Consider the following 25224-nt stretch of genomic DNA (forward strand, 5'->3'; position numbering starts at 1 on the left):
CCGCCGGCGAGCCGCAAGGAAGACGACAAGGTGCTGCAAAAACACGCGGCGAAGCTGATGGGGGCGTTGAAGGGGTGATCGCCGCAAACTCCGTCATTGCGAGCCAACGGGTCCGCGCGGCGCGCGACCCGATGACAGGCTCCGCGAAGCAATCCAGACTGCATCCGTGGTGACAGTCTGGATTGCTTCGTCGCATCAGCGCAAAATTGCTACGCAATTTTGTCGCGAGCTCCTCGCAATGACGGAGGAGAAACTTACTCCGTCTCGAAATCCCCTGCTTGCGGCGCGGCCAGCGGCGTGAACTCGCAGCGATCGGGTTTGATGTCGATCAGCGGCGTGTTGTCGATGCAGTCGAGGCCGCGCACCAGGATGGCGTTGCCCTCGATGCCGACCAGCTTGACGATCGAGGTGCCGATCGGATTGGGACGCACCGGCGAGCGCAGCGAAAAGGTGCCACGCGTCTTCTCGTTGTTCTTCGGGCTCTGCAGGATGATGTCGCGGCGCGACCGGTCGAGCCAATAGAGCACCTCGAGGTTGCTGTAGAAGTCGACGCCCTTGATGGCCGGCACGAACGGCTCGAAGATCTCGAGGCGGCAGATCGGGCCGTCCTGACGCCCCTGCCGCGGCGTCTCCAGCCGCGACGACCAGGGCGTGCGGATACGGCCGATGAAGACGAGCCCGGCATCTTGCGTCGGCGGCAGCTCGATGGCGATTTCGCCCTCGCGGAGCTCCTGTTCGCGAACCATATGTCCTGTTCCCTGGCTGTTCGACGGCGGTTTTAGCCCAACCACCACTTGCCGGCCAGCATGAAGACTTCGCCCGTGACCACGCCCGCGAAGATCGAACGGCGGGTCAGCAGGAAGACGACGAGCCCGGCGCCGACCGCGCCATAGCGCAGGACGTCGGGCACACTGGCCAGCGCCCCTGGCGGCTGGACCACGATCTGGGCGATGACGCCGGCCAGAATCGCCGTGGCGACCGCCCTGACCCAGACCAGCAGCTCCGAGCCCTCGTCGATGCCGCCGCCGAACCACAGGCCCAGCATGCGCCAGATCTGGTTGGGAACGACGCCGGCGACGAACAGGACGGCCAGCGCGTGCCAGTCGCCGATCGCTTGCGCAAAGCTCATGCGCGAACCTCCCGCCACCAATGCACGCCATAAGCGATCGTCCCGGCGACCACACCGCTGACGAGGATGTCGAGACCGGAGTTCATCTTCGCCGCCAGCGGATAGAGCACGATGCCCAGCACGAGCGCGACGACATCGGCAACCTCGCGGCTGTTGCGCGCCGTCGAGAACAGGAACGACAGCGGCGTCAGCATCAGGATCGCCGCACCAAGCGTCTGCGTCAGGTTGGCAGCGAGGAAATAGCCGACGATGTTGGCGACGAGGCACACGGAGACGAGGCCGCAGCCGAGCCCGTGGACGAAGGCGATCCGCCGTTCGCGCGGCACCTGCGGCAGGAAGCGGTGGCATTCGACCCACAGCGTCACTGCGGTGAGATGCGCGGCGAAAATCAGCTCGCGCCGCTTGGTCGTGGGTGTGCGCATCAGCGGCAGCACAGAGACCACCATCGGAAACAGGCGGATGGCGCTGACGGTCACCGCGATCGCCGACTGGATGATGGTGGCGCCCGAGCCGAGCGTGGTGATCAGGATGACCTGCGCCGGACCGGCCCAGACGAACAGCGTCGAGCACAACGCCCAGAGCAGGCTGAAATGGGTGTCGTGAGCGAGCGCACCGATGCCGAGATAGGTCACGAACAGCACGATAGTGAGGATCGTCTGCGTGATCGAGCGCAGTCCCCACGCGAAGGCGCGCCAGGGACTATTCCATTGCGGTGAATCGAGCGGAGGGAGCGCCACGGGTGCTTTGGCCGGTGAGGAATCGTGCCGGCATAACGGGCGAGACGGTGGCGCGCGTCAAGGAAGGGCGCGGCGGGGCTGGCATGCGCGACGCCCAGGCCCGCCATCGTCATTCCGGGGCGCGCCACTTGGCGCGCGAACCCGGAATCCATCAGGCCACAGAAATCGCTGCACAATGGATTCCGGGTTCGCGACTCTGTCGCGCCCCGGAATGACAGCTCATCCTACCCCGCCACACCGCGGTTCTTCAGCACGAAACACGCCCCGCCCACTTTCCGGATCCGGTTGCACAGATCATCCGCCTCGGCGCGCGTATCCGCGCCGATGCGGACCTGGTAGAAGGCCCGCGTGCCGCGGCTGCGCATCACCGAGGAGAGCAGGCTCGGATCGCGCTCGCCGATCACGGTGCTCAGTTTCGTCACGGCCCGGGAATACATCGCCAGCGCCCTGTTGCGGTCGAAGCCGGCCGCGAGCTGGACGCCCCAGATCTTTGCGGCTGCAAGCTCGACATGCTGCTCGAGCTCGGCGACGAACGGATTGGGAGCGCGCTTGAGCAGCGCCATCAGATCACGACAGCTCGTCGGCGGCGAGCTCGGCGGTCCCTTGCCGGTGCTCCCCGCCTTGGCCCAGGCATCGACACTGGTGCCAGTAATGGCATAGACGTAGTTGCGGGTCTGCTCCGGCATCCCGCCGGTTCCGGCGAGCCATTCCTGCACGCGCCGAGGACCGGCATTGTAGGCGGCCGCGGCAAGGCCGAGATTTCCGAACTGGTTGCGCAGCTCGTTCAGGAATTCGGCCGATTTCGGCAAAGCCTGCACTGGATTGAAGGGATCGAGCAGCCCGCGCTCGCTGGCAGTGCCCGGCATGAACTGCGCGATCCCCTGCGCATGTTTGCCGTTGCGCGTCATGGGCCCGACCGCATCGGCCTGGAAGCGGCTCTCCTGCCAGATCACGCGTGCGAAGAACTCCAGCGGCAGGTTATTGTCGCGCGCGGCCGCCTCCACGATCAGGCAGATCGACTCCCGCGTGTCGCTCTCGCGCACGTCTTTCGGTTTCTCCACCGGCTTCTCGGGTTCCTCGGCTTTCGGAGGCGCATCGGTGGTCGGTGCCTCCTCCGCGAGCGCCGGCGCCAGCAGCAAAGCCTGGCACAAGACAGCAATGACCCGAGCTATTCGCATGGCATCGACGCTATCGGACAAATCAGACCTTGACTTGGAACCAGAGCCAACTAGCAACAGACGGCAATATCAACACCGGTCCCGCCTGATGGTGACAATCTTTTTTGATCTCGACGGCACGCTGACAAACCCGAAGCCCGGGATCACCCGATCGATCCAATATGCGCTGGGACGGCTCGGCGTTCCCGTGCCGAGCGAGGACGAACTGACCTGGTGCATCGGCCCTCCGCTGCTTGCCAGCCTTCGAAAGCTCACCGGAGCCGATGAGCTCGCCGACCGCGCACTGCTGCTCTATCGCGAGCGCTTCAGCGATATCGGCCTGTTCGAGAACGAGGCTTACAGCGGAATTACGGACACATTATCTTCGCTCGCAGCGACACGTCAGCGCATGTTCGTGGCGACCAGCAAGCCCGCCGTCTACGCCAGCCGCATCGTCGATCATTTCGGCTTGAAGCCGTATTTCGAACGCGTGTTCGGATCCGAGCTCGACGGCACGCGTGTCGACAAGCGCGACCTGCTCCGCTACGCGCTCGACGAGGCCAAGGTTGATGCGAACAGCGCGATCATGATCGGCGACCGCAGCCACGACGTGGTCGGCGCCAGGACCAACGGGATGACCGCCATCGGCGTGCTCTACGGTTATGGCAGCGAAGCCGAGCTGCGGGAGGCCGGCGCGCATCACATTTGCACGGCGCATCCCGAGCTGCTCGGCCATTGTCTCGCTTAGGTGCTGACCGTTTCGACCGCCGCCAGCATGCCCGTCTTCGGGTGACAGTTCAGATATTCGAAGAACTGTTCGCCGGCGGCTGCCACCGTCACCTCGTGATAGAGCCGCAGCTTGGCGGACGGCCCAAGCGTCGACAGATATTTCATTGCCGCGCCGAAGATCCTGACATGGGTCGGATGCGACTCGGCCCAGCGCTCGAGCGCGGCGAGGCTCTTCCACCAGCTCTGACCGTAGGACTTCTCGCTGACGCTTCCGTCGGCCGCGAGCACCCGCATATAGCGGTTGGCATAGCAGCCAATCGCGAGGCCCTCATCGCGCAGAAAATCCATGCCCTCGCGTAGCACCGGTTCGACCTCGTCGAGATAGAGCTTTCGCTCGGATGCTGCGGTATCGCTCCAGTCCTGCCCGGAGCGGATCAGGCAGAGATTATCGTGCGCCACGACTCTCAGCCGCGCGCCGTCGCGGATCAGCCCTGGAGTCCCCGCGGGAGCCATGGCATCGGTCTGTGATTGCGGGATGCGATCGCGCATGCCGCCCCAATAGGCGTGCTCCTGCACCTCACCGCTCATGCCCTCCGCAACGACAGCGATACCTTCCGGCCGATCAGGCGAGGAGAACAGCGTCTCGTGACGGGCCACGATGGGACGCAGCACCTCGATGAAGGTTCCGATGCCTTCGTGTTGCCGCCCGGTCCACATCTCGCGAGCCCGCGCGAACCAGGCATCAAAGCGCGCGAGATCGTCCCAATAAGCGACCGTGACAACATTCTCGAAGCCGGACTGATCTGTATAACTTGCCCGGTCCCAATGCGACGGACCGCCATCCATTGCGAACAGTCCTGCGAGTTCTTTCAACGCCTCCATTGGCGCCGGTGCCGCACCGCCATACTGGACACCGAAATAGGCCATCACGACGCGGCTGACCGAAGGCTTGTAGCGCGCCACGAAGGACGGATATGGCGGCTGGTAATCATCCGGCACGCGCTTGTGGCGCGTGCGTGCGGTTTCGAGATGCGCAGGAATTGCCGATTCCATGGCGGTGTCCTCCCCCGTGATCGCGGCGATCAGCTTGCCGCCGCCGCAATGTCCATGGGCTCGATGGTGTCGACAGGCAACGCAAATTGCTCGACTCGTTTGTAGGGCTTCTTGTTGAGCAGCAGCCGTGTGACGTCGGGCCGCGAATAATGTCCGGCGGGATCGGCGGCGTTCTTGGCAACGCCAATGGCGCCGAGATCGATTTCTGCGATCAGCAGACCCTCCTGATCGGGCGCCAGCTTCTCCCCGATCTGACTGCCGTCGGGGCCGTAGATGGCCGCAAAGCCGCCGCCCGCATGCAGCAGCGCATTCTTGTCCGGCCGGTCGCAGAGCTCGTCGATCATCGCCTGCGAGACGGTGGCGCAAGGCGCGAGCACGAAGCAGGAGCCTTCCACCGCATAGACGCGCGAAGCCGCGTTGTTGACCTCGGCCCCCAACGCCGGCGCGAAGGGATCGTAGAGCGAGAAGCTCGGCCAGGCCGCGACATGGACCTGCTCGTTCTGAGCGTACATCGCGTATTTCGACAGCGGCTGCAGATGCTCCCAGCAGCACAACGCGCCGAGGCGGCCGATGTCGGGCCGCGCATGCACGGCGAGGTCGCTGCCGTCGCCTTCGCCATAGACCGTGCGCTCGGCATGGGTCGGCCGCAGCTTGCGGCGCTTTGCGATGGTCTCGCCATCAGGGCCGATCAGCCATTGCGCGAGGTAAAGGCTGCCGCCGTCGCGCTCGGACAGACCGATCACGGCGGTGAGCCTTGCCTTGCACACGGCCTCGCGCAGGCGCTCAGCCTGCGGGCTGTCATAGGACAGCGAATTGTCGAAATAGCGCTGCACGAAGCCCCGCCCGATCGCCCAGGCCGGCGAGTCCAGCCAGATGTGCCAGGGGTAGCCGGGGATGAAAGCTTCGGGAAAGGCGATCAGCTTGGCGCCCCTTTCCGCGGCCTCCCCGATCAGCCCGATCGACTTTTCGATCGAGGCGTCGAGGTCGAGCCAGGCCGGCGCCGCCTGAACCACCGCAACCTTGTATTTCGGATGCTCGATGCCCATTCCTGCCTCCATTGCCGGTTGATCGCAAGCCACGTCCGATGCAGTCTATTTGGCCAAGCCGGGCAGCCGGCCGCTCGACCGCGGCGGAAGAAAAACTCGACTGGACGCGCTACCGGCCGGTACGAGATTTGCCTCCGGTCAGACTGGATCCCAGGTGCGATTTTGCAGGATGTGAAAGGGAGGCTGTTCAGATGCCAATCCAGTTCACGACGGACGGCAGTCCCGGCTATCGGCGGCTCGCTCTCTGGCAGGACATCGTCTGCGACGTTTTCGTCGGGCTGGACTGCAAGTCGGACCTCGGCAGCGCCTTTCGCGGATCGGTCACCCAGGCTTCGCTCGGTAAGGCGGTCTGCTCCGAAGTTTGCTCCGACCGCCAGCACGTATTCCGCACGCCGTCGCGTATCGCGCGTTCAAACCAGGATTTCGTTCTTGTAGCCCTCGGCAATCACGGCAACGGTAGCGTTGTGCAGGACGGCCGCGAGACCGTGATCCACCCCGGCGAGTTCGCGCTCTACGACACAACGCGCCCGTACGAGCTGAAGTTCAACGATAGTTTTACGCAGACCATTTTCAAGGTACCACGCGAGATGCTGCACCGGCGGCTCGGCGGCACCGAGACGCTGACCGCAATGTCATTCGGCGCCGACGCACCACTCGAGCGGCTCGCCTATGATTTCATCATGCGTCTCTGCCAGAGTGCGGATAGTTTGGCTCCGGATACGGCCACCGCGCTGTCGGAGCAGGCAGTTGATCTGCTTGCGATGGCATTGAGCGAGCGGCTCGGCAAGTCATCGCTGCCGTCTTCGACCCACCGCTCGGCCCTGCTCTACCGATTGAAGGCGCACATCCGCGCGCACCTCGCCGATCCCGATCTTTCGCTGGCTGAAACCGCAGCCGCGCTCGGCATCTCGCCGCGCTACGTCAACGATCTTCTCGCAGACGAGGACACCTCCTTCCAGCGCCATGTCCTTGCCGAACGCCTCGCCCGATGTCGGAGAGATCTCGCCTCGCCACTGCTCGCCCATCGCCACATCAGCGAGATCGCCTTCGCCTGGGGCTTCAATGACCTCTCGCATTTCGGCCGCGTCTTCCGCGAGCATTTCGGGATGTCCCCGCGCGACTTCCGGCAGAGCCAGTTGCGGCATTGAGGTGCATTCCAGTCGGCTGTCATCTGCACGAACAGGTCATTCCGAGCAGGGCCGGTATGTGAGCAGGTGGTAGGACACGGCGCCTGCTTGCAGTATCTTCCGCCGCCAAGGCCGCAACGATCAATCAGCGGCCAGCCGAGGAGCAGATCGATGGAATACCGACGCTTGGGCCGGTCCGGCCTTATGGTGCCTGCTTTGAGCCTGGGAACGGGCACGTTCGGCGGCGTCGGCCGCCTTGCTGCATGGGGCACGACGGACGCGACCGAGGCGCGGCGCCTTCTGGACATCTGCCTCGAGGCCGGCGTGTCGATGTTCGACACCGCGAATGTCTATTCGCTCGGCGAGTCCGAGCGGGTGCTCGGGCAAGCCATCAAGGGTCGTCGCGACAAGGTCCTGATCTCGACCAAGGCGACGTTCCGTTTCGGCGACGGCCCCAACGATATCGGCTCATCGCGCCAGCATCTGCTCGCGGCGATCGACGGTTCGTTGAGCCGGCTCGGCACCGATTACATCGATCTGTTTCAGCTCCACGGCTTCGACGCCTTCACTCCGCCCGAAGAGGTGCTCTCGACTCTCGACGTGCTCGTGCGCGCCGGCAAGATCCGCTACGTCGGCGTCTCGAATTTCTCGGGCTGGCACCTCATGAAGTCGCTTGACGTCGCTGACAAGCACGGTTTTCCACGTTACGTCGCCAACCAGACCTACTATTCACTGATCGGGCGCGACTACGAATGGGAGTTGATGCCGCTCGGCCTCGACCAGGGGCTGGGCGCCGTGGTGTGGTCGCCGCTCGGCTGGGGGCGCCTCACCGGCAAGATCCGCCGCGGTCAGCCGAAACCGGAAGTCAGCCGCCTGCCCAAGACGGCCGAGTTCGGACCGCCCGTGTCGGACGAGCACGTCTACCGTGTCGTCGATGCGATCGACGAGATCGCGAAGGAGACCGGCAAGAGCGTCTCGCAGATCGCGCTGAACTGGCTGCTGCAGCGTCCGACGGTCTCGACGCTGATCATCGGCGCACGCAACGAGACTCAGTTGCGCGAAAATCTCGGCGCTGTCGGCTGGTCCTTGACCAAGGACCAGGTCGCAAAGCTCGATGCCGCGAGCACGGTGACGCTGCCCTATCCCTATTGGCACCAGCGCGTGACCTTCAGCGACCGCAATCCGCCGGCGGTGTAGGACAGCTGCATCAGGCGCGGCTGGTTAAGGCGACGGCGCGCTGGCAGCGCGGTTCCGGAACTATCGCGGCCCTGCCCTGTTGGCGCAATACTCGGCCCGTGGCCGAGTCCGATTCGCCAACGATACACCGCTCACCATGTCGACAGTGACCATCGAGCATGCCGACGGCCTGCCGCAGCCGCAACGCAACCGGGCGGTGCTGACCATTGCCCTCGGCATCGTCATGGCGGTGGTCGACAGCGCCATTGCCAATGTGGCGCTGCCGACGATCGCGGCGGATCTCGATGCGACCCCGGCGTTCTCGATCTGGATCGTCAACGGCTACCAGCTCGCGATCACGATCTCGCTGCTGCCGCTGGCTTCGCTGGGCGAGATCGTCGGCTATCGCCGCGTCTATCTGGTCGGGCTGGCGCTGTTCACGCTGGCATCGGCCTTCTGTGCGCTGGCCCAGACGCTGCCGCTGCTGACGATCGCGCGCATCCTCCAGGGCTTTGGCGCGGCCGGCATCATGAGCGTCAACGCGGCGCTGGTGCGTTTCACCTATCCGCGCAGCCTGCTCGGCCGCGGCATCGGGCTCAACGCGCTCGTCGTCGCCTTCTCGGCCGCGATCGGCCCGACGCTCGCCGCCGGCATCCTCGCGGTGGGAAGCTGGCCCTGGTTGTTCGCGATCAACGTGCCGCTCGGCGCGGTGACGCTGGTGCTGGGTCTGTGCAGCCTGCCGCACACCAAGCCCGCGAGCCGCTCCTTCGACTGGCAGAGCGCGGGGCTGTCGGCGATCACGTTCGGCGTCGGCATCGCGGCGGTCGACAGCGTCGGTCATGGCGAGGCCGCGATCACCTGCCTCGTGCAGTTCGCCATCGCGATCGTTGCGGGTGCGCTGCTGATCTATCGCGAAACTCACATGACCTCGCCGCTGTTGCCAATCGATCTGCTGCGCATCCCCGTGTTCGCGCTGTCGATTGCGACCTCGATCGCATCGTTCTGCGGGCAGATGCTGGCCTTCGTCGCGATCCCCTTCTATCTCCAGAGTCGCTTCGGCTATTCGGCGGTACATATGGGACTGTTGATCACGCCGTGGCCGATCGCGCTGGCGTTTGCGGCCCCCCTCGCCGGCTGCCTGGTCGAGCGTTATCCGGCCGGCCTGCTCGGCGGTATTGGGCTCACGCTGTTCGCCTGCGGCCTTGGCGCGCTGGCCCTCCTGCCCGCGACACCAACGCCGCTCGACGTGATCTGGCGGATGGCGCTCGCCGGCGCCGGCTTCGGTCTGTTCCAGACCCCCAATAACCGCACCATGATCGCGGCCGCCCCACGCGAGCGCGCCGGCGGCGCCAGCGGCATGCTGGGGACCGCGCGCCTGCTCGGCCAGACCACCGGAGCGGCGCTGGTGGCGCTGTTGCTCGGACGGTATCCGGTTGAGGGGACCAGGCTGGCGCTCCTTGTCGGCGTTGGATTTGCGCTCTGCGGCGCGATGCTGAGCATGCTGCGGCTTTCCCCAGCCGGCGCTCGCGGTGCCGAGCACGTCCGCGTGCAGGACGATCAGCGCCTGCGCGGGGATTAGCAGGACCCGACCCGGGCTCGCGCATTGTCGTGCACAACCTCTGCGTGGCTTAACTATCCGGAGCAATAGCCTATTGCCCTCCCGCCCCGGTTGCGCTTAGTGGCAGCGGGACAGGGGGCATTTCATGCGTTCATTTGGAATTGTGGCGCTCAGCGTCATGCTGGGCGGCTGCGCGTCGGTCACGCGCGGCACGACGGAGAATATCAGCATTTCATCGACACCGTCAGGCGTGGAAGCCGTCGTCAGCGGAATGGACGTTCCGACCACCTGCACGACGCCTTGCTCCGTGGTGGTGAAGCGGAATGCCGACATCTCCATCACCTTCCAGAAGAAAGGCTATGAGCCGCAAGTCGTTCCGCTCAGCCGGGACGTCCAGACCGGCGGAGCCGCGGGTTTCGCGGGCAATCTCCTGCTGGGCGGTATCGTCGGCATGGGCGTCGACGCAGCGACCGGGGCGGCGACCGATCACAAGCCGAACCCGGTCATCGTGACGATGCAACCATCGGCCCCTCCCCGCAGCCCACGTCCGCCGGCGCCCAGGAAGCCGCGAGCGCCGGCGCCGTCTCCGCCAGACACCGGCACCTAGAACCCCGTAACTGCCGTGAATACAAAAAGGCCGGCTTTGCAGCCGGCCTTTTCGATTTCATCACGTGCCGATCAAACCTTGACCAGCGGGCCCTTCGAGGTCGGCCCCTTCGAGCCGCCGGGGCCACCCGGCTTGGACTTGCCCGGCGGACGCTTGCGGGCGCCAGGCAGCTTCTCCTGCTTCGGCGTGACCGGCCCCTCGACGAACTCGAAGCCGATCTTCTCCTTGGTCTCGTCGGCCTCGTCCTTGACCAGGACGACGCGGACGTGGCCGCCGCCCTTCAGCTTGCCGAACAGCACCTCGTCGGCCAGCGGCTTCTTGATGTGCTCCTGGATCACGCGGGCCATGGGACGTGCGCCCATCTGCTCGTCGTAGCCGTGCTGGATCAGCCAGGCCTTGGCCTCCTCGGACAGCTCGATGGTGACGTCGCGGTCGCCGAGCTGCGCCTCGAGCTGAAGCACGAACTTCTCGACCACGGTGCCGATCACCTCGACGCTGAGATGGCCGAACGAGACGATGGCATCGAGGCGGTTGCGGAATTCCGGCGCGAACTGCCGGTTGATCGCCTCGTGGTCGTCGCCTTCGCGCTTGGAGCGGGTGAACCCGAATGCCTGCTTGGCGAGATCGGCCGCGCCCGCATTTGTGGTCATGATCAGGATCACGTTGCGGAAGTTGACCTGCTTGCCGTTGTGGTCGGTGAGCCGGCCGTGGTCCATGATCTGGAGCAGCACATTGTAGAGGTCGGGATGGGCCTTCTCGATCTCATCGAGCAGCACCACGCAGTGCGGATGCTGGTCGACGCCATCAGTGAGCAGGCCGCCCTGGTCGAAGCCGACATAGCCGGGGGGCGCGCCGATCAGGCGCGACACAGTGTGCCGCTCCATGTATTCGGACATGTCGAAGCGCAACAGCTCGACCCCCAGCGCGGCCGCAAGTTGCTTGGCGACCTCGGTCTTGCCGACGCCGGTGGGTCCTGAGAACAGGTAGCAGCCGATCGGCTTCTCCGGCTCGCGCAGGCCGGCGCGCGCCAGCTTGATCGAGGCGGCGAGCGATTCGATCGCCTTGTCCTGACCGAACACGGTACGCTTCAAGGTCTGCTCGAGATGCTTGAGCACCTCGGCGTCGTCCTTCGAGACGCTCTTCGGCGGGATCCGCGCCATCGAGGCGATCGTGGTCTCGATCTCCTTGATGCCGATGGTCTTCTTGCGCTTGTTCTCGGCGACCAGCATCTGCGCGGCACCGGACTCGTCGATCACGTCGATCGCCTTGTCGGGCAGCTTGCGGTCGTGGATGTAGCGCGAGGAGAGCTGCACCGCAGCCTCGATCGCCTCATTGGTGTACTTCAGCCGGTGATAGTCCTCGAAGTACGGCTTGAGGCCCTTGAGGATCGCGATGGCGTCCTCAACCGTCGGCTCGTTGATGTCGATCTTCTGGAAGCGCCGCACCAGCGCGCGGTCCTTCTCGAAGTGCTGTCGATATTCCTTGTAGGTGGTCGAGCCCATGCAGCGGATCGTGCCAGAGGCCAGCGCCGGCTTGAGCAGGTTCGAGGCGTCCATCGCCCCGCCCGACGTCGCGCCTGCACCGATCACGGTGTGGATCTCGTCGATGAACAGGATGGCGTTGGGATGCGCCTCGAGCTCCTTGAGCACCTGCTTCAGGCGCTCCTCGAAGTCGCCGCGATAGCGCGTGCCGGCGAGCAGCGTGCCCATGTCCAGCGAGAACACGGTGGCGGCCGCCAGCACCTCCGGCACCTCGCTGTCGACAATGCGCTTGGCGAGCCCTTCTGCGATCGCGGTCTTGCCGACGCCGGCTTCACCGACGAACAGCGGGTTGTTCTTCTGCCGGCGGCACAGCACCTGGATCGCGCGGTTGATTTCGGAATTGCGTCCGATCACTGGATCGATCTTGCCGTCGCGCGCCTTCTTGTTGAGGTTGACGCAATAGGTCTCGAGCGCCTCGCCCTTCTTCTTGGCGTCCTCGTTGCCCTTGGCTTCGGTCTCCTCGTCGACGCCGCGCACGGGCCGCGCCTCGGAGACGCCCGGCCGCTTGGCAATGCCGTGGCTGATGTAATTGACCGCATCGTAACGCGTCATGTCCTGCTCCTGCAGGAAATACGCGGCATGGCTCTCGCGCTCGGCGAAGATCGCGATCAGCACGTTGGCGCCGGTCACCTCTTCGCGACCGGACGACTGCACATGGATCACCGCACGCTGGATCACGCGCTGGAAGCCGGCGGTGGGCTTGGCGTCGTCGGCGCCGTCCGTCACCAGGTTCTCGAATTCGGTCTCTAGGTAGTTGACGAGGCTCGTACGGAGCTTGTCGAGATCGACGCTACAGGCGCGCATGACGGCGGCTGCATCGGAGTCGTCGATCAGGGAGAGCAAGAGATGCTCGAGCGTCGCGTATTGGTGATGACGCTCATTTGCGATCGCCAGCGCACGATGCAGGGATTGTTCAAGGCTTTGGGAAAAAGTCGGCATTCGCGTCCTCTATGGCCCCCACCATCATGATCGCCATCGCCCGGTCAGGCAACAACAACCTTTGTCACATATAGTTATACAAGACCGCGGCGTAAGACCGGTTCCGCGACTCGGCGGCGACACACTTGCGGTATTTTCGATGCAAAACCCGTTCCGATTTGGGCGGGATCGGCGCCGGCGCAGAATTCCGTCGTTTTGCCGGCTGCGCCCCCCATCGCACGCAGCCGCACGCGACGATCACACTGCTCCTTGCACAGGAGCCGGCTTCAAGCGCGCCGCAAGCCGTCTTACTTCTTTTCCATCACGCATTGCAGCGGGTGCTGGTGCTTGCGGGCGAAATCCATCACCTGCGTCACCTTGGTCTCGGCGATCTCGTAGGTGAACACGCCGCACTCCCCGATCCCGTGATGATGGACGTGCAGCATGATCTTGGTCGCGGCTTCGACGTCCTTGTTGAAGAACTTCTCCAGCACGTGAACGACGAACTCCATCGGCGTGTAGTCGTCGTTCAGGATGAGCACACGATACAGGTTCGGCCGCTTGGTCTTGGGCTTGACCTTGGTGATGACCGACGTGCTCGGCCCCGAGGGAGTACCCGAACGGTTGTCGTCATTGCTCATGCGAGGCGCGTCGGCAGCGGCTGGCGCGGACTGATCGAGACTGGAAGTCAATTGCAGCATGGCACAGGCGTTCAAATTCCCCACGGAAGCGAATGGCGGTCACCGCGCGACCCCGCCCTTCGGGGCCTGGCGCAGGCGCGCCGCCTTGGATCGCCGCTCCCGGCAAATGCGGTTCAGGCCGGATCGCTCGCCAGCAATATGGCCCTGCCCCCGGCCCGCCGCAAGCACGCGGGGGTCCAGCCCATGCGGTCGCAGCAGTCCCGATTCCCGGTCCGGGCGATCTTGGTCAGGTTAATCAATCCGGAGCGATTTGACAAAAATTTCCGCCCGGCACGCTTAGAACATGTTGACCAGGAACCCGGCCGTTAGCCCGCCCGCGACGGTTTTCGGCAGAAGCCTCCGGTTTTCTACGGTCCAGTTTACCTGCCATTCAATGACGTGCCGCGAAATCGGGCAAAACACAGATTTCGGGGATCGTCATGTCTGGTCTGCCCCTCGTAAGCCGCCTAGGTCGACAACTCGCCCGTTTCGCAGCGGCCGAGCAAGGCAATATCGCAGTGATCTTCGCCATTGCGCTGGTACCCGTACTGGGGTTTGTCGGCGCCGCGCTGGACTACAGCCGTGTCGTCCACGCACGTACCTCGCTGCAGGCTGCGCTCGATTCCGCAGCGTTGATGGTCTCCAAAGACCTCACCAACGGCGTCATCTCGGAGTCCGAAATTGAGGCCAAGGCAAAATCGTATTTTAGCGGCCTCTATACGGGTCGCCCCGGTTTGGTCTCGACCACCGACATCCGTGCCACCTACACCCCAAAGGATTCCAATGGAATTTCGAACGTCGTGGTCACCGGATCCGGCGCCATGCCGACCGATTTCATGAAGATCGCGGGCTATCCGACGCTTGGATACAACGGCAGTTCGACTGCGGCGTGGGGAAATACCCGCATGCGGGTGGCAATGGTCCTGGATAACACGGGATCGATGGCCCAGAACGGCAAAATGACGGCCATGCAAGCCGCAGCCAAGGACATGATCACCACCTTGTCCAACTACAACAAGCAGACGGGCGACGTTTACATCTCGATCATTCCGTTCTCGAAAGATGTCAACGTCGGCAAGACCAATGTCAGTGCCTCATGGATCAACTGGACTGAATGGGAGGCAGAGCCTCCGATCCTCGTCAACAACAAGTCCAGCGCCTTTAACTCCGCCGTGGGCGGATCGGACTGTCCCTTCTCGTACTATACCCACGGCTTTGTTTGCATGGACAGGCCCGCCACGTTGAGCGGCGCCAGCCAGACCAGCAAAGTACCATCGACCGGGACCTATGCCGGCTACATCTGCCCGAGCATAGACTACGGCAACAAGATCTCGGGCAAGTCAGGCATCTACTACAACGGTTGCTACACCACCGCCACCGGGGCGAGCGCAAGCTGCGGATCGAGCACGAGTTGCACCTGCACAGGGAGCGGCTCGGGCAAGATCTGCCATCTCTGGCGCGGCGACGGGACCACAGCAACAGCTGCGGCAGCACCGGGTCACAACACCTGGACCGGCTGCGTGAACGACCGTGATCAGGACTACGACACCAAGAACTCCGCCCCCGGTTCGGGCAGCGGGAGCCCCTCCTCGCAGTTCTATGCCGAGCAGTGGTCGGGCTGCCTTCCGGCCACCGTGTTTCCGATGAGCAACCAGTGGCAGACGCTCAAGGATCAGATCGACTCGATGTCGCCGAGCGGCAACACCAACCAGGCTATTGGTCTTGCCTGGGGATGGCAGTCCCTCAGCACGACCAACCCGCCGATCGCGGCACCGCCGAAGGCCAGCAACTACGTCTACAAGGACTATATTGTGCTGCTGTCTGACGGCTTGAACACGCAGAACCGCTGGAGCACCTCCCAGTCCACCATCGACGCCCGCCAGGCGATCCTTTGCGATAATATCAAGGCGGATAAGTCAAACCCGGTCACGATCTTCACGATCCAGGTCAACATTAACAATGCGGACGCGAAGTCTCAGGTACTGGAGAAATGCGCGACCGATGGGAACTTCCAAATGATAACGAGTTCCTCGCAGACTTCGGACGCGTTCAAGAATATCCTGACGCAGATTTCCAAGCTGCGCGTCGCGAAGTAATCTGATCAGAGATCCACAATGACAAATGAAAAGCCCGGCCAACTCGGCCGGGCTTTTGCTTCAGGCGCCTATCAGCGCGTCAGTTAGCGGCCGGGGTGAACTTCGACACGATGGTCTCGACCGGCTTGAACGCCTGCTTGGCGAGGTCGCTGTAGAGGCCGGCGATCTTCTGCGATTCCGCGACAAAGGTTTCGTAGGCGGAACGGGCAAAATCGGTCTGCGCTTCCATCGCCTTGTCCAGCGACTTCACGCCGGAAAGCTTCTCGACGAAGGACTTGGTGTCTTCGAACGACTTCTTCGTGTAGTCGCCATAGGCGCTGGCGATCGCCTGGAGGCCATGCTGCACCGACGTCGCGGAGGCGACGCACTGCTCAAACTGCTCTTTCCCGTAGCTCTGGAAGTCTTCAACCTTGAACATTTCGGAATCCTTTTCCCTGGCTCGCGTCGGGAAGCCCCGGCTCCCTGACTCCGCCCAAAATTAGTGCAACGCACAAAAAAGTCAAGAATCTTGTGCGTCGCACAAAATTCAGCACAAATCGCAGAGATTCCCGTGGTTTCCCGCAAGGGTTCCTTAAGCTTTTGGAAACCGGGCCGCCCTACCTTGATTCCCTGGACGTGTTCACTTCCGCGAGCGGCCAAAGCCGTTTGAGAACATCACCTTAGCCAGAACAGCGGCTCGGGTTCAACGTCCCCCGCGGCGAACACCAGCGGAGGGACAGCCTGAGCAGGTAATGATCCCGGGTCCGTTGGGCACAATTTCGCCTCACGAGCCGGTGATCAAGTCAGAAACGGGGACGGGGTTCCATGCTTCGTAAAAACTTGTCTACCTCGCGCTTGGCGCGGGTTGGCGTTTTCGGGCTTCTTACGGTCACCACCGCAGTCATCTTCACCACCGACGCAGCCGAGGCGCGGCGCCATCGCCGCCACTATGCACACCACAAGGTGCAGCGCGATGTATCCGAGAGCGCCAGCTCGAAATTCGCGTCCATCATCGTCGACGGCAATTCCGGCGCAGTGCTCCAGGCGACGAGCCCTGACGGGATCCGCCATCCGGCCTCGCTGACCAAGATCATGACGCTCTATCTGCTGTTCGAGCGCCTCGAATCCGGCAAGATGAAGCTCGACACCGAGATGCCAGTGTCCAAGCACGCCGCCGACCAGGATCCGACCAAGCTGAATCTGCGTGCCGGCCAGACCATTCGCGTCGAGGACGCGATCAAGGGCCTCGTCACCCGTTCGGCCAACGACGCAGCCGTGGTGATCGCGGAAGCGATCGCCGGCGACGAGGACGCCTTCGCCCAGATGATGACGCGCAAGGCTCGCGCGCTCGGCATGTCCAGGACCGTGTACCGCAACGCCAACGGTCTTCCCAACGACGAGCAGGTCACGACCGCGCGCGACCAGGCCACGCTCGGCCGTGCCATCCAGGAGCGTTTCCCGCGCTATTATCGCTATTTCGCCACCGCGAGCTTCAATTGGCGCGGACAGTCGATCCGCAACCATAACCGCCTGCTCGGCAGCGTCGAAGGCGTGGACGGCATCAAGACGGGCTACACCCGCGCCTCCGGCTTCAACCTCGTCAGCTCGATCCGCCGTGGCAACCGTCACCTGATCGGCGTGGTGCTCGGCGGTCGCAGCGGCGGCTCGCGCGACGCCATCATGCGCAACCTGCTCGCGGAGAACATCGAAAAGGGCGCGACCGTCCGCACCGTCGCCGCCGTCACGGAGCGCAACGGCGCTGAAGCCAACGTCGATGTCGCCGATGCCTCGGATACGCCGGCACGGCCCGCCCTGCCGGTCCAGGCCGCTGCAGCCCCCGTTCCAGAGGCGGCCCCCTCGCGCCTTGCGGCGCGTCTGTCGACGCTGGCCGCGGCGACTGCGGCGATGCCGCCCGCTCAGCCCAAACCCGAAGCTCGGCCGACGGAGTCCAAGGTGGAGCCGGCGCCGCTCACCAATGGCGTGATCTCGAGCCAGCCGCTCTCGATCATCCCCGGCTCGTCCGAGCCGATGAAGCCGGTTCGAGTCAAGACCGTTCAGGTCAAGGCCGGCGCCGTGAAGGTCGCCTCCGCGGCTCCGGCCCAAGGTGGTGTCCAGGTCGCCGCGCCGCCGGTCACCAGCACCGTGCCGCCCCGTTCCGACGTCGCGGAAACCTCAGGCGCCGTCGTCGCCAGGGCAGATCTCATCAACAAGCCGGAGGCGGTGAGCCAGCCGGAAGCGCCGAAGGCCGAGATGGCCCGCACTGAACTGCCGCGGCAGCCGGCGGGCTTCGGCACCGGCAACGGCATCCTCGGCGTGCTGCCGGCCGCAACTGCCGCCGCACCGGCTCCCGCCGCTCCGAAGCTCGCGTCGGCCGATCCGGCGCCGCAGCCGATCCAGATGAGCGCCACCACCAAGCCCGCCGTTACCCACAGCGGCTGGATCGTCCAGGTCGGCGCGCTCGAGAGCGAGAACGAAGCTCAGCAGCGCATCGACGCGGCCCGCAACTCGGCCCGCGGCCTGCTCAGCAAGGCTGACCCATTCACCGAGCCGGTCGTCGCCAAGGACAATCGCAAGCTCTACCGCGCCCGCTTCGCCGGACTTGAGCGCGACCAGGCCGAAGCCGTCTGCCGCACCTTGAAGCGCGCCGAGATCTCCTGCATCACCGTTCGCAACTGATTTCCTTCTCCGCTCCAGAGCAAATGCCCGCGCCTTGCGCGGGCATTTTCGTTTTGGTGCGGCGGTGATGCGCAGGCTGTTCAGGACAAGGCTGTTCCACGACAACCTCTCGTCAAGGATTTACGGTTAAAACTTTGCTCAAGGGATCGATCACGCCGATAAGGGCGGGCGACGGCAGACAGAGCAAACGGAGCTCACGCGGGTACGGGCGTTTGTAGCGTTGGTGCCGGAGTTAGCCGTTATGCGTGCGAAGCAGAGTATCCTTGGCCTCGTTTACCCGGGCAGCGAGATACGTCGAGCCCCCCTGGTCGGGATGGAGTTTCTTCATCAGGGATTTGTGGGCCCGGCTGATCTCCTCGCGCCCCGCTCCCGGCTGCAAGCCAAGGATCTGATAGGCTTCCTCCGCCGTCATTTTGCTGCTCGCCGCCGTGCGGCGCTGCCGCCCTGCCGTATCGCCCTGCGCGTTCTGACGCCAAGCGGGAAACCGGCGGTCCAGATAGCTTTCAAGTAGGGCCACGCTCTCGGCGTCGAACATCGGCACCATCGCGAGCAAGCCGGCGAGATCGAACTCGTCGAGATTGCGCCCGGCATGAGGCCCCGCAACGATCTGGCCGGAAAGCTGGCCGGAATCGTGGTCGAGCCGCATGTCCAGGAATTGCGAGCGCACCCGCGAGGCCTGCCTGGACGGACGCGTCGCTCCGCCGCCGAACAGCCCGCCGACATTGCCGAAGCCGGCATTCGCGAGTGGCGTCCAGCCGAGCAGCCCGGCGCCGAAAATTCCGAGCGGGATCGCAACCGCCAGCTCGCCCCGCAAGCCGGTGAAGGCCGCAACCGCCAGCGCCAGCACGCCGCCGCCGAACTTGATGGTGCGCGCCAGCACCGCCGGATTGGCGGAGCGGAACATCTGGAGCAGCAGGTAAAGCGTGATAACGGCGACAGCGCCGGCGATCAGGGTCATGGCCGGAATATAGTCGTGCTGTTATCAAAAAGCATGGCGTCCACCGCGCAAGCCCAACCGGCCTGACGGCTATTTCATCTGCCTGATTAGCTTCGCCGCGCCACTCACGCTTCCAGCCAGCTTCAGCAGCGCCTCACGTCCACCCGCGGCATAGGCCGCGGCTGCTCGCAACAGCTCGCGCAGCTGCGCCGCCGCACCGGGATCGAACCGGCACCAGGCGCCGCCAGTCAGCCGCGCAATCTCGCGGAAAGCCTGCTCGGCAACCGCGTCATGGCCCTCCTGAAACAGGAATACGGGCACCTTGAGCATGCCGAGCTCGCCGGCCTTGGCGCAGAGCTCGTCGATGTCTTCCTCCATGGCATCGCCGACGAAGACCACGGCCCGCACACCGGATGCGACTGCCTCGCGCCTGGCCTCGCTCAAGACCTTGCCGATCTGGGTGTCGCCGCCGCGGCAATCGATCTTGCTCATCAGGGTCGCCAGCTTGGCGCTGTCGGAAATCCAAGCCGTGGCGCGGCACTCGTTGAAGCCGCGATAATAGACCAGCCGGATGTCGAGACTGCCGAGCGCTGCAGTCTCGCGAAACATATCGGCCTGGAGCGCGCAGGCCATGTCCCAGGTCGGCTGCCGGCTCATGGTCGCATCCAGCGCGAAGATCAGCCGCCCCCTCGCGCCCGGGGCATGCGGCGAGAGGGTCCGCGCCTTGGCAACGAACGCGGCGATGTCTTCCGAAGTCGAGGTTTGCGCTTGCGGCAGCACGCCGTCTGCTCGCGCCGAGACGGCATCGCGGCCGCGCGGTTTGATGGGTTCGCCCGACATCGCTGCTTGCACCTTGCGTCAGCAGCTAATGTGGTCAGCGCATGCGGCCCGGTCAATGCGCAAAGCCTCCGCGGGCGGGCGCCGGCGGAGGCTTCGATGATTGGTGCAGCCGGGCGGCGACGTCAGCTGGGTAAGCTCTTGGAAGTCAGCTCTTGAAAGTCAGCTCTTGGCAGGAGCCATCAGGGCGACCGGACCAGGCTCGAGGATCTTGGGCGGGGACGACTGCGTGTCGACCGGCGCCAACTCGCTGTCGGTGGCACTCAGGAACTTGTCGAGCATGCTCTGGATCGAGCTTTTCGCCACATCCGGACCGGTATCGCGCATGTCGTTGTGCTGGAATTCGGTCTTCACGACCTGAATGCCCGCCTTCTCGCATTCCTCGTCGGTCGGAAGCACGCCGGCGTCGGCCTTGAACTGCGGATCCTGGGAGCGGAACGACAGGATCTTGAACTTGCCGGCGGTGACGAAGGGCACGCGCAGATTGTCGAGGGTGACGACCTTCTTGACCTCGTCCGGATACTGCTTGGCGAAGTACATGGTGATGTCGCCGCCCATGGAATGGCCGACCATCGTCACCTTGTCGTAGTCGGCGTTGGGCTGAACCTTCTTCATCTCCTGCATGGCGAGATGGATGTTGGCGACGCCGCGCAGGATCTGCGGCAGCCGGCCGACATAGAGCTCGCCGGGCTTGGTGACCATCGGAGGATCAGTCGGCAGATCGTGCTGCGGGCTCACGACCATGTAGCCGCGCGCAGCGAAGATGTTGGCGAGGAAGCCGTACTCGGTGTTCTTGACGGTGTTGCCGTGATTGATCACTGCGACGGGCAGCTTGATCATGCCGGCATTGGCCTGCATTTCCTTGTCGCGGCGCACCGCGATGGAAACGGGCACCGGACGGTTGTCGCGCGAGGCATCGTAGAATGTGATGGTCTCGTGCTTGATCGCCCACTTGCTCGCCGTGAAATAGGCGATGCCGCAGAGGGCACTGACCGAAACCAGAACGGCAATTCCACGCTTCATTTTCGTCCTCAGCCTCAGGCCTAAGCGGCCTGAATCCCTGTTGAAATCGTGTTCTTCCGGGGCTCTTCGGCCCCTTGTCGCCTATTCCCTAATATATGTCACAGCAGCGTGACAGGAAGGCTAAATGTTGTGAACCGGCAGCCCTTTCATTGTGCGTCGCACTCGTTCCGTGTGCACCCCATTCTCAGACCGCTACGTCAGGTGCAGGTCCCCTATTCGACGCAACCGGTCTCGATCGGGTTCGACTCGCATTAAATGCCCTGTGAAAACGCGCGCGCCGCAGGCCGGGTTCCCGCGCCAGCCGAGGGCCCGGATCGGCCGGGAGTAGCGCTATACCGCGGGGTCAGGCGCCGAGGATATCGTGGACCTCGAGCGGCTTGTCGACCTGGCTGAACCACTCGGCCCGGTTGGCCGCGCGGCGGCGGCCGCGCTCGTCGAGCGGGAGCTTGAGCTGGCGGAGCAGGCTCGTCACCTCCTCCCGCGCAGTGAGGTGGCCGAGATTGGGCCGCATGCCGAGCGTGGCCTCGTCGATATCGTCGAGGGCGGTCAGGCCGCGCGGGAAGAATTCGCGGTACACGACGCGCTCGGCGAAGCCGTCGACGTAGCGGAAGCCGAGCCGCAGCGACAGATCCTTCAGGCCCTCGGCGACGAGTTGCTTGTTGCGCGAGCCGAGCATGGAAAGGCGGTTGCGCACGACGATCCAATCGGTGGTTGCGCCGTCGAGCTGGCGTCGCTTGCGCCTGACGTCACGCACCATCTCGGCGTAATGGCTCTCGCCCGTCACTGCGTAAGTCGCGGGATCGACGGTGCCGAGCACGTCGAAATCGAGGAAGCTGTCGTTGATCGGCGTGACCAGGGTGTCGGCCATTGAATGCGCGAGCCGCATCAGATAGCTGTCGGTGCCGGGCGTATCGATGACGATGAAGTCGAAGCTGCTCTCGACCGCGGAGACGGCTTCCATGAACTGCTGGAACTCGGAATTCTCGTTCTCGGCAATCTGCATGGTCTCGCCGAGCTTGATGCAGCGATGCACCGGAAGCTCGAGGTCGAGCTTGGTACGTTGCGCCCAGGCGGATCGGTTGCTGATGTAACGCGTGAAGCTCTGCTGGCGGCAGTCGAGGTCGATGGTGGCGACGCGCTGGCCTGCCTTCAGAAGTGCAACGGCGATGTGCAAGGCGGTGGTCGATTTGCCGGAGCCACCCTTCTCGTTGCCGAGCACGACCACGTGCGCCGAGCCGGATTGGCCTTGGCTAGCCTGCACAAGCATGGCGATCCTCAACACCCCTTGCGAATATCTTCGAGTTGACTGCGTCAGCGGTCAAGTGAAATGCGTGACAGGTAATGCAAATTGCAATGCGCCGTTTCTCGCGATGTATCGCGGCGCCGTCTTTCGTCTGTGATTGCGCGGGATGCTGTCCCGCATCTGGATGCATGGCGTCCACTATCTCCGCTTGTTAAGGTTAGCCGGCCGGGCGCGACGCCCGCACCTGCGCCGCTTCCCAATCGTCGAGTCCCGATGTCAGCAAGCCCATTGATCGCCCGCACGGTCCCCGCCCTGCGACGCGCCGTCGACAATCTCCGCAAGCGAAAGGCCACTATCGCGCTGGTCCCGACCATGGGGGCGCTCCATGACGGGCATGTGTCGCTGGTTCGCCTCGCCAAGCGGCGCGCCAGCCGCGTCGTGGTGTCGATCTTCGTCAACCCGACCCAGTTCGCCCCGACCGAGGATTTCGGCGCCTATCCGCGCACCTGGAAGGCCGACATCGCCAAGCTCGCCGCCGAGGACGTCGATGTCGTCTGGCACCCGGGCGTCGCGGCCATGTATCCGGAGGGGTTTGCCACTCGCATCGTGCCGGAGGGGCCGGCGCTTGCCGGTCTCGAGGACCGCTTCCGCCCGCACTTCTTCGGCGGTGTCGCCACGGTCGTCGGCAAGCTGTTCACGCAGTGCCGGCCGGATGTCGCAATCTTCGGCGAAAAGGATTTCCAACAATTGCGGGTCGTGACGCAGATGGCGCGCGACCTCGACCTCGGCGTCAAGGTGATCGGCTCCCGCACCGTGCGCGAGCGCGACGGACTCGCGATGTCCTCGCGCAACGTCTACCTCTCGCCCGAGGAGCGCCAGACCGCCACCGTCCTCTACCGCGCCATGAAAGAGAGCGCAGGGCGCATCCGTGCGGGCGATGCGATCGCGCCGGCGATGGCGGGCGGCACCGAGATGATCAAGGCCGCCGGGTTTGCGCTCGACTATTTCGAACTGCGCCACGCCGAGACGTTGGCACCGGTCACATCGCGCAAGGACGGCCCCTTGCGGATCCTGGTCGCAGCCAAGCTCGGCACCGTCAGGCTGATCGACAATATCGCGGTTTAGAGTAGCCCGAGGTCACGCAGCTCGCGCCGCATCGGCTCCGGCATCGCCGCAATCGAGCCGGCCGCGGACTTGCCGAGATCGGCCGGCACGGAATCGTCGGTCAGATAGCGCCAGCCCTGGAACGGTCGCATCGGCCGCGGCGAGACCGAGATCACTTTCGGCTGCATTACGATCCGGCAGCGCCCGATGCCGTCCTTGTCGCGGAACGGCTCGATGCCGATGATCTTTTCGCGCGCGGCGATCTCGCCCTTGATCACCCAGTAGAGCGAGCCGCCGGCGAGGATCTCGGCGTCGCGCTTGGGCACCATGCGGGTGATGTGGATGTGATGTTGCGGCAGACCCTTCTTCTTGGCGGTCTGCATCCGTTCGGCCACCCACTCCTTCAATTCCTTGACGGAGTCGCAGCCGACGGCGAGCTTGATCAGATGGAGTGGCATGCCCAAGCAATAGCCGGGCAGCCCAGTATTTGGAATGCCGATCTACTCGTTATCCGCAGGCGCGGGAGCAGCGGTCGAGGCCGGCGGCGGCGCCAGCGGAACCGGCGCCGCAGGCGCACGCGCAGCCTTTTGGGCCGGCGGCTTCTTTGCAGCCGGCGGGGTTGATGCCGGAGGCGCTGCGGCCTGTGCGGAGGCTGCGGCCGGCGCGCGCGGTGCTGCGCCCGCATTTGCGGCCGGCGCCGCCTGGCGCGTCGCCGCCGTGGATGGCTCCGGATTCATGATGCTCACCGGCGGCGTCGAGGACGCGCTCGGGAACTCGGCATTGGTCGGCCGGCCCGTCGGCATCGACGGCGGCAGTCCGGCGAGCGCGGCGTTGGCCGGCATCGCCGGTGCTCCTGCGGGTGCGTTCCAGGTCGGTGCATAGCGCGCCACAAGCGCGTCGTAGAGATGGGCGCCCATGTTGGCGGCGACCTGCTGCTGGTCGGTCAGCGAGCGAAACGCGGCGCAATCGAACTGCGTGCAGCCGTCGCGTGCCACCAGAACATGCGCAACGAGGCCGTAACGATCGCGCTCGAGCGACTTGCGCAGCACCTTCATGTCGAGCGTCAGGCTCATCTCGGCCGTGGCGACATCGCCGAGCGCGGTCAGCCGGTCGATCCTGGCGGCCGTGTAGGAGACTGCCGCAGCCGCAGCGTCAGGCGCGCCGAACAGCGCCTTCTCGCAGCCGGCGGCGACGGCATCGCCGGCGAGTTCGTCGAGACAGGACAGCGCAGGCAGGCTCGCGCTCACCACAGCTTGCACGCGCGCCTCGGCCGGAGCGGATGGCGCGTCCGGTCCATAGAGACGCATCGTGGCTGCGCCGGCGATCGCGATGGATAGCAGGGTAATGACGGTCAGCACCCCGTTGGCGACCGATCTGTCGGCGCGCAGCAGCGTGATCAGGAGGATAAATCCGAAGAATCCGGCAGCCGCCAGCGTCATCCACATCGGGAGGGCCGGCGAACGCCAGATTTGGTCGAGCGAAGTGGCCCATGCCCAGTTCATGCGCGACGTCCCCTCACGCGAGCAAACAGCGGATGGTCAAGCGAGCACCGCGAGTTGGCAACTGCCCCCGCTCACCTTGTGAAGGTGAAGCGGGCCTTTTGACGGCGGCAGAATACAATTCCCGGGAGACGCCTGTGCGCTGACGGCGGCAGCGTTCAGGAGAGCGCGAGCTGGCTTTCCTTGGCAACGCGCTCGAAGGCCTCGGTCGAGCTTTTGATCCGATACTGGCAGTCGTCGCCTTCGGTCGGGAGCAGACGGATGACCTCATACGCGCCGCTCGCAGCCGGACGCGCGACATTGCTGGCCGTGAACAGGACGCGCGTTCCCACGGGGAATTTGTGCTTCAACACCCTCTCCATTACTCAAACA

24 protein-coding genes are annotated in these 25224 nt (G+C 64.6%); 8 read left to right on the forward strand and 16 right to left on the reverse strand.

Annotation, left to right across the window (positions count from 1 at the left end; all coding sequences use genetic code 11):
* Positions 1-254: 254 nt before the first annotated feature.
* The 4 genes from tsaA to HZZ16_RS06735 all read right to left on the reverse strand — a co-directional run bounded on the left by tsaA (position 255) and on the right by HZZ16_RS06735 (position 3044).
* Complete coding sequence (tsaA, locus tag HZZ16_RS06720) at positions 255-746, reverse strand: tRNA (N6-threonylcarbamoyladenosine(37)-N6)-methyltransferase TrmO (protein WP_197947733.1); 492 nt, start codon at positions 744-746, stop codon at positions 255-257.
* Between the two features lie 32 nt (positions 747-778).
* Positions 779-1129 carry a branched-chain amino acid transport AzlD family protein gene (locus tag HZZ16_RS06725; protein ID WP_036015173.1) on the reverse strand — a complete coding sequence of 117 codons (351 nt, stop codon included), beginning with the start codon at positions 1127-1129 and terminating at the stop codon, positions 779-781.
* A complete protein-coding gene (locus HZZ16_RS06730; RefSeq protein WP_197947734.1) occupies positions 1126-1866 on the reverse strand; it encodes an AzlC family ABC transporter permease in 741 nt (246 codons plus the stop codon). The genes HZZ16_RS06725 and HZZ16_RS06730 overlap by 4 nt, the downstream gene beginning before the upstream one ends.
* Positions 1867-2090: 224 nt before the next feature.
* Complete coding sequence (locus HZZ16_RS06735) at positions 2091-3044, reverse strand: lytic transglycosylase domain-containing protein (protein ID WP_197947735.1); 954 nt, start codon at positions 3042-3044, stop codon at positions 2091-2093.
* Positions 3045-3132: 88 nt separating this feature from the next.
* Between HZZ16_RS06735 and HZZ16_RS06740 the strand changes: the two genes are divergently transcribed.
* Entirely contained in the window at positions 3133-3771 is a 639-nt protein-coding gene (locus HZZ16_RS06740) for an HAD family hydrolase (protein ID WP_197947736.1), read from the forward strand.
* Here the strand turns inward: HZZ16_RS06740 and HZZ16_RS06745 are convergent.
* Positions 3768-4805 carry a phenylacetaldoxime dehydratase family protein gene (locus HZZ16_RS06745; RefSeq protein ID WP_197947737.1) on the reverse strand — a complete coding sequence of 346 codons (1038 nt, stop codon included), beginning with the start codon at positions 4803-4805 and terminating at the stop codon, positions 3768-3770. The two genes, HZZ16_RS06740 and HZZ16_RS06745, sit on opposite strands and share 4 nt — an antisense overlap.
* 29 nt (positions 4806-4834) lie before the next feature.
* A complete protein-coding gene (locus HZZ16_RS06750; RefSeq protein WP_197947738.1) occupies positions 4835-5851 on the reverse strand; it encodes a carbon-nitrogen hydrolase family protein in 1017 nt (338 codons plus the stop codon).
* 191 nt (positions 5852-6042) lie between these two features.
* On the opposite strand from HZZ16_RS06750, the gene HZZ16_RS06755 reads away from it, so the two are divergent.
* The 4 genes from HZZ16_RS06755 (at position 6043) to HZZ16_RS06770 (ending at position 10319) form a co-directional block, all read left to right on the forward strand.
* Positions 6043-6999 (forward strand): AraC-like ligand-binding domain-containing protein, encoded by a 957-nt coding sequence (locus HZZ16_RS06755; protein ID WP_197947739.1) that lies wholly within the window; start codon positions 6043-6045, stop codon positions 6997-6999.
* A gap of 150 nt (positions 7000-7149) precedes the next feature.
* A complete protein-coding gene (locus HZZ16_RS06760) occupies positions 7150-8175 on the forward strand; it encodes an aldo/keto reductase (RefSeq protein WP_197947740.1) in 1026 nt (341 codons plus the stop codon).
* Positions 8176-8311: 136 nt separating this feature from the next.
* Entirely contained in the window at positions 8312-9733 is a 1422-nt protein-coding gene (locus HZZ16_RS06765) for an MFS transporter (RefSeq protein WP_197947741.1), read from the forward strand.
* Between the two features lie 124 nt (positions 9734-9857).
* A complete protein-coding gene (locus tag HZZ16_RS06770) occupies positions 9858-10319 on the forward strand; it encodes a peptidase associated/transthyretin-like domain-containing protein (protein ID WP_197947742.1) in 462 nt (153 codons plus the stop codon).
* Positions 10320-10390: 71 nt separating this feature from the next.
* On the opposite strand, the gene clpA is transcribed toward HZZ16_RS06770, so the two are convergent.
* On the reverse strand, positions 10391-12799 hold the full coding sequence (gene clpA, locus HZZ16_RS06775) for an ATP-dependent Clp protease ATP-binding subunit ClpA (protein ID WP_197947743.1): 2409 nt from the start codon (positions 12797-12799) through the stop codon (positions 10391-10393).
* Positions 12800-13086: 287 nt separating this feature from the next.
* Entirely contained in the window at positions 13087-13419 is a 333-nt protein-coding gene (gene clpS / locus HZZ16_RS06780; protein ID WP_197947744.1) for an ATP-dependent Clp protease adapter ClpS, read from the reverse strand.
* Positions 13420-13898: 479 nt separating this feature from the next.
* Between clpS and HZZ16_RS06785 the strand changes: the two genes are divergently transcribed.
* Positions 13899-15554, forward strand: a complete 1656-nt coding sequence (locus tag HZZ16_RS06785) for a TadE/TadG family type IV pilus assembly protein (protein WP_197947745.1) — start codon at positions 13899-13901, stop codon at positions 15552-15554.
* 79 nt (positions 15555-15633) lie between these two features.
* Here HZZ16_RS06785 and HZZ16_RS06790 read toward each other — a convergent pair whose 3' ends face one another.
* Positions 15634-15972 (reverse strand): phasin family protein, encoded by a 339-nt coding sequence (locus HZZ16_RS06790; RefSeq protein WP_011087913.1) that lies wholly within the window; start codon positions 15970-15972, stop codon positions 15634-15636.
* Positions 15973-16358: 386 nt separating this feature from the next.
* Here HZZ16_RS06790 and HZZ16_RS06795 point away from each other — a divergent pair, with 386 nt between their 5' ends.
* Positions 16359-18209: a D-alanyl-D-alanine carboxypeptidase gene (locus HZZ16_RS06795; protein ID WP_197947746.1), complete on the forward strand. Its 1851-nt coding sequence runs from the start codon at positions 16359-16361 to the stop codon at positions 18207-18209.
* A gap of 232 nt (positions 18210-18441) precedes the next feature.
* Here HZZ16_RS06795 and HZZ16_RS06800 read toward each other — a convergent pair whose 3' ends face one another.
* The 4 genes from HZZ16_RS06800 to HZZ16_RS06815 form a co-directional block, all read right to left on the reverse strand.
* Positions 18442-19167 (reverse strand): DnaJ domain-containing protein, encoded by a 726-nt coding sequence (locus tag HZZ16_RS06800; RefSeq protein WP_197947747.1) that lies wholly within the window; start codon positions 19165-19167, stop codon positions 18442-18444.
* A gap of 69 nt (positions 19168-19236) precedes the next feature.
* Positions 19237-19986, reverse strand: a complete 750-nt coding sequence (locus tag HZZ16_RS06805; RefSeq protein WP_197947748.1) for a vWA domain-containing protein — start codon at positions 19984-19986, stop codon at positions 19237-19239.
* A gap of 159 nt (positions 19987-20145) precedes the next feature.
* Complete coding sequence (locus tag HZZ16_RS06810; protein WP_197947749.1) at positions 20146-21006, reverse strand: alpha/beta fold hydrolase; 861 nt, start codon at positions 21004-21006, stop codon at positions 20146-20148.
* A gap of 343 nt (positions 21007-21349) precedes the next feature.
* The gene (locus tag HZZ16_RS06815) at positions 21350-22273 is read right to left on the reverse strand and encodes a division plane positioning ATPase MipZ (protein ID WP_197947750.1); all 924 of its coding nucleotides are present in this window, start codon (positions 22271-22273) and stop codon (positions 21350-21352) included.
* A gap of 249 nt (positions 22274-22522) precedes the next feature.
* On the opposite strand from HZZ16_RS06815, the gene panC reads away from it, so the two are divergent.
* Complete coding sequence (gene panC, locus HZZ16_RS06820; RefSeq protein ID WP_197947751.1) at positions 22523-23374, forward strand: pantoate--beta-alanine ligase; 852 nt, start codon at positions 22523-22525, stop codon at positions 23372-23374.
* Here panC and HZZ16_RS06825 read toward each other — a convergent pair.
* The 3 genes from HZZ16_RS06825 to HZZ16_RS06835 form a co-directional block, all read right to left on the reverse strand.
* Positions 23371-23811, reverse strand: coding sequence for a DUF1489 family protein (locus HZZ16_RS06825; protein WP_036015220.1), 441 nt, complete (start codon positions 23809-23811; stop codon positions 23371-23373). The two genes, panC and HZZ16_RS06825, sit on opposite strands and share 4 nt — an antisense overlap.
* 42 nt (positions 23812-23853) lie before the next feature.
* Positions 23854-24855 carry a hypothetical protein gene (locus HZZ16_RS06830; RefSeq protein WP_197947752.1) on the reverse strand — a complete coding sequence of 334 codons (1002 nt, stop codon included), beginning with the start codon at positions 24853-24855 and terminating at the stop codon, positions 23854-23856.
* Between the two features lie 155 nt (positions 24856-25010).
* Positions 25011-25214 (reverse strand): hypothetical protein, encoded by a 204-nt coding sequence (locus HZZ16_RS06835; protein WP_085969273.1) that lies wholly within the window; start codon positions 25212-25214, stop codon positions 25011-25013.
* Positions 25215-25224: the final 10 nt, after the last annotated feature.

The organism is Bradyrhizobium glycinis (assembly GCF_016031655.1).
Classification (GTDB): domain Bacteria; phylum Pseudomonadota; class Alphaproteobacteria; order Rhizobiales; family Xanthobacteraceae; genus Bradyrhizobium; species Bradyrhizobium glycinis.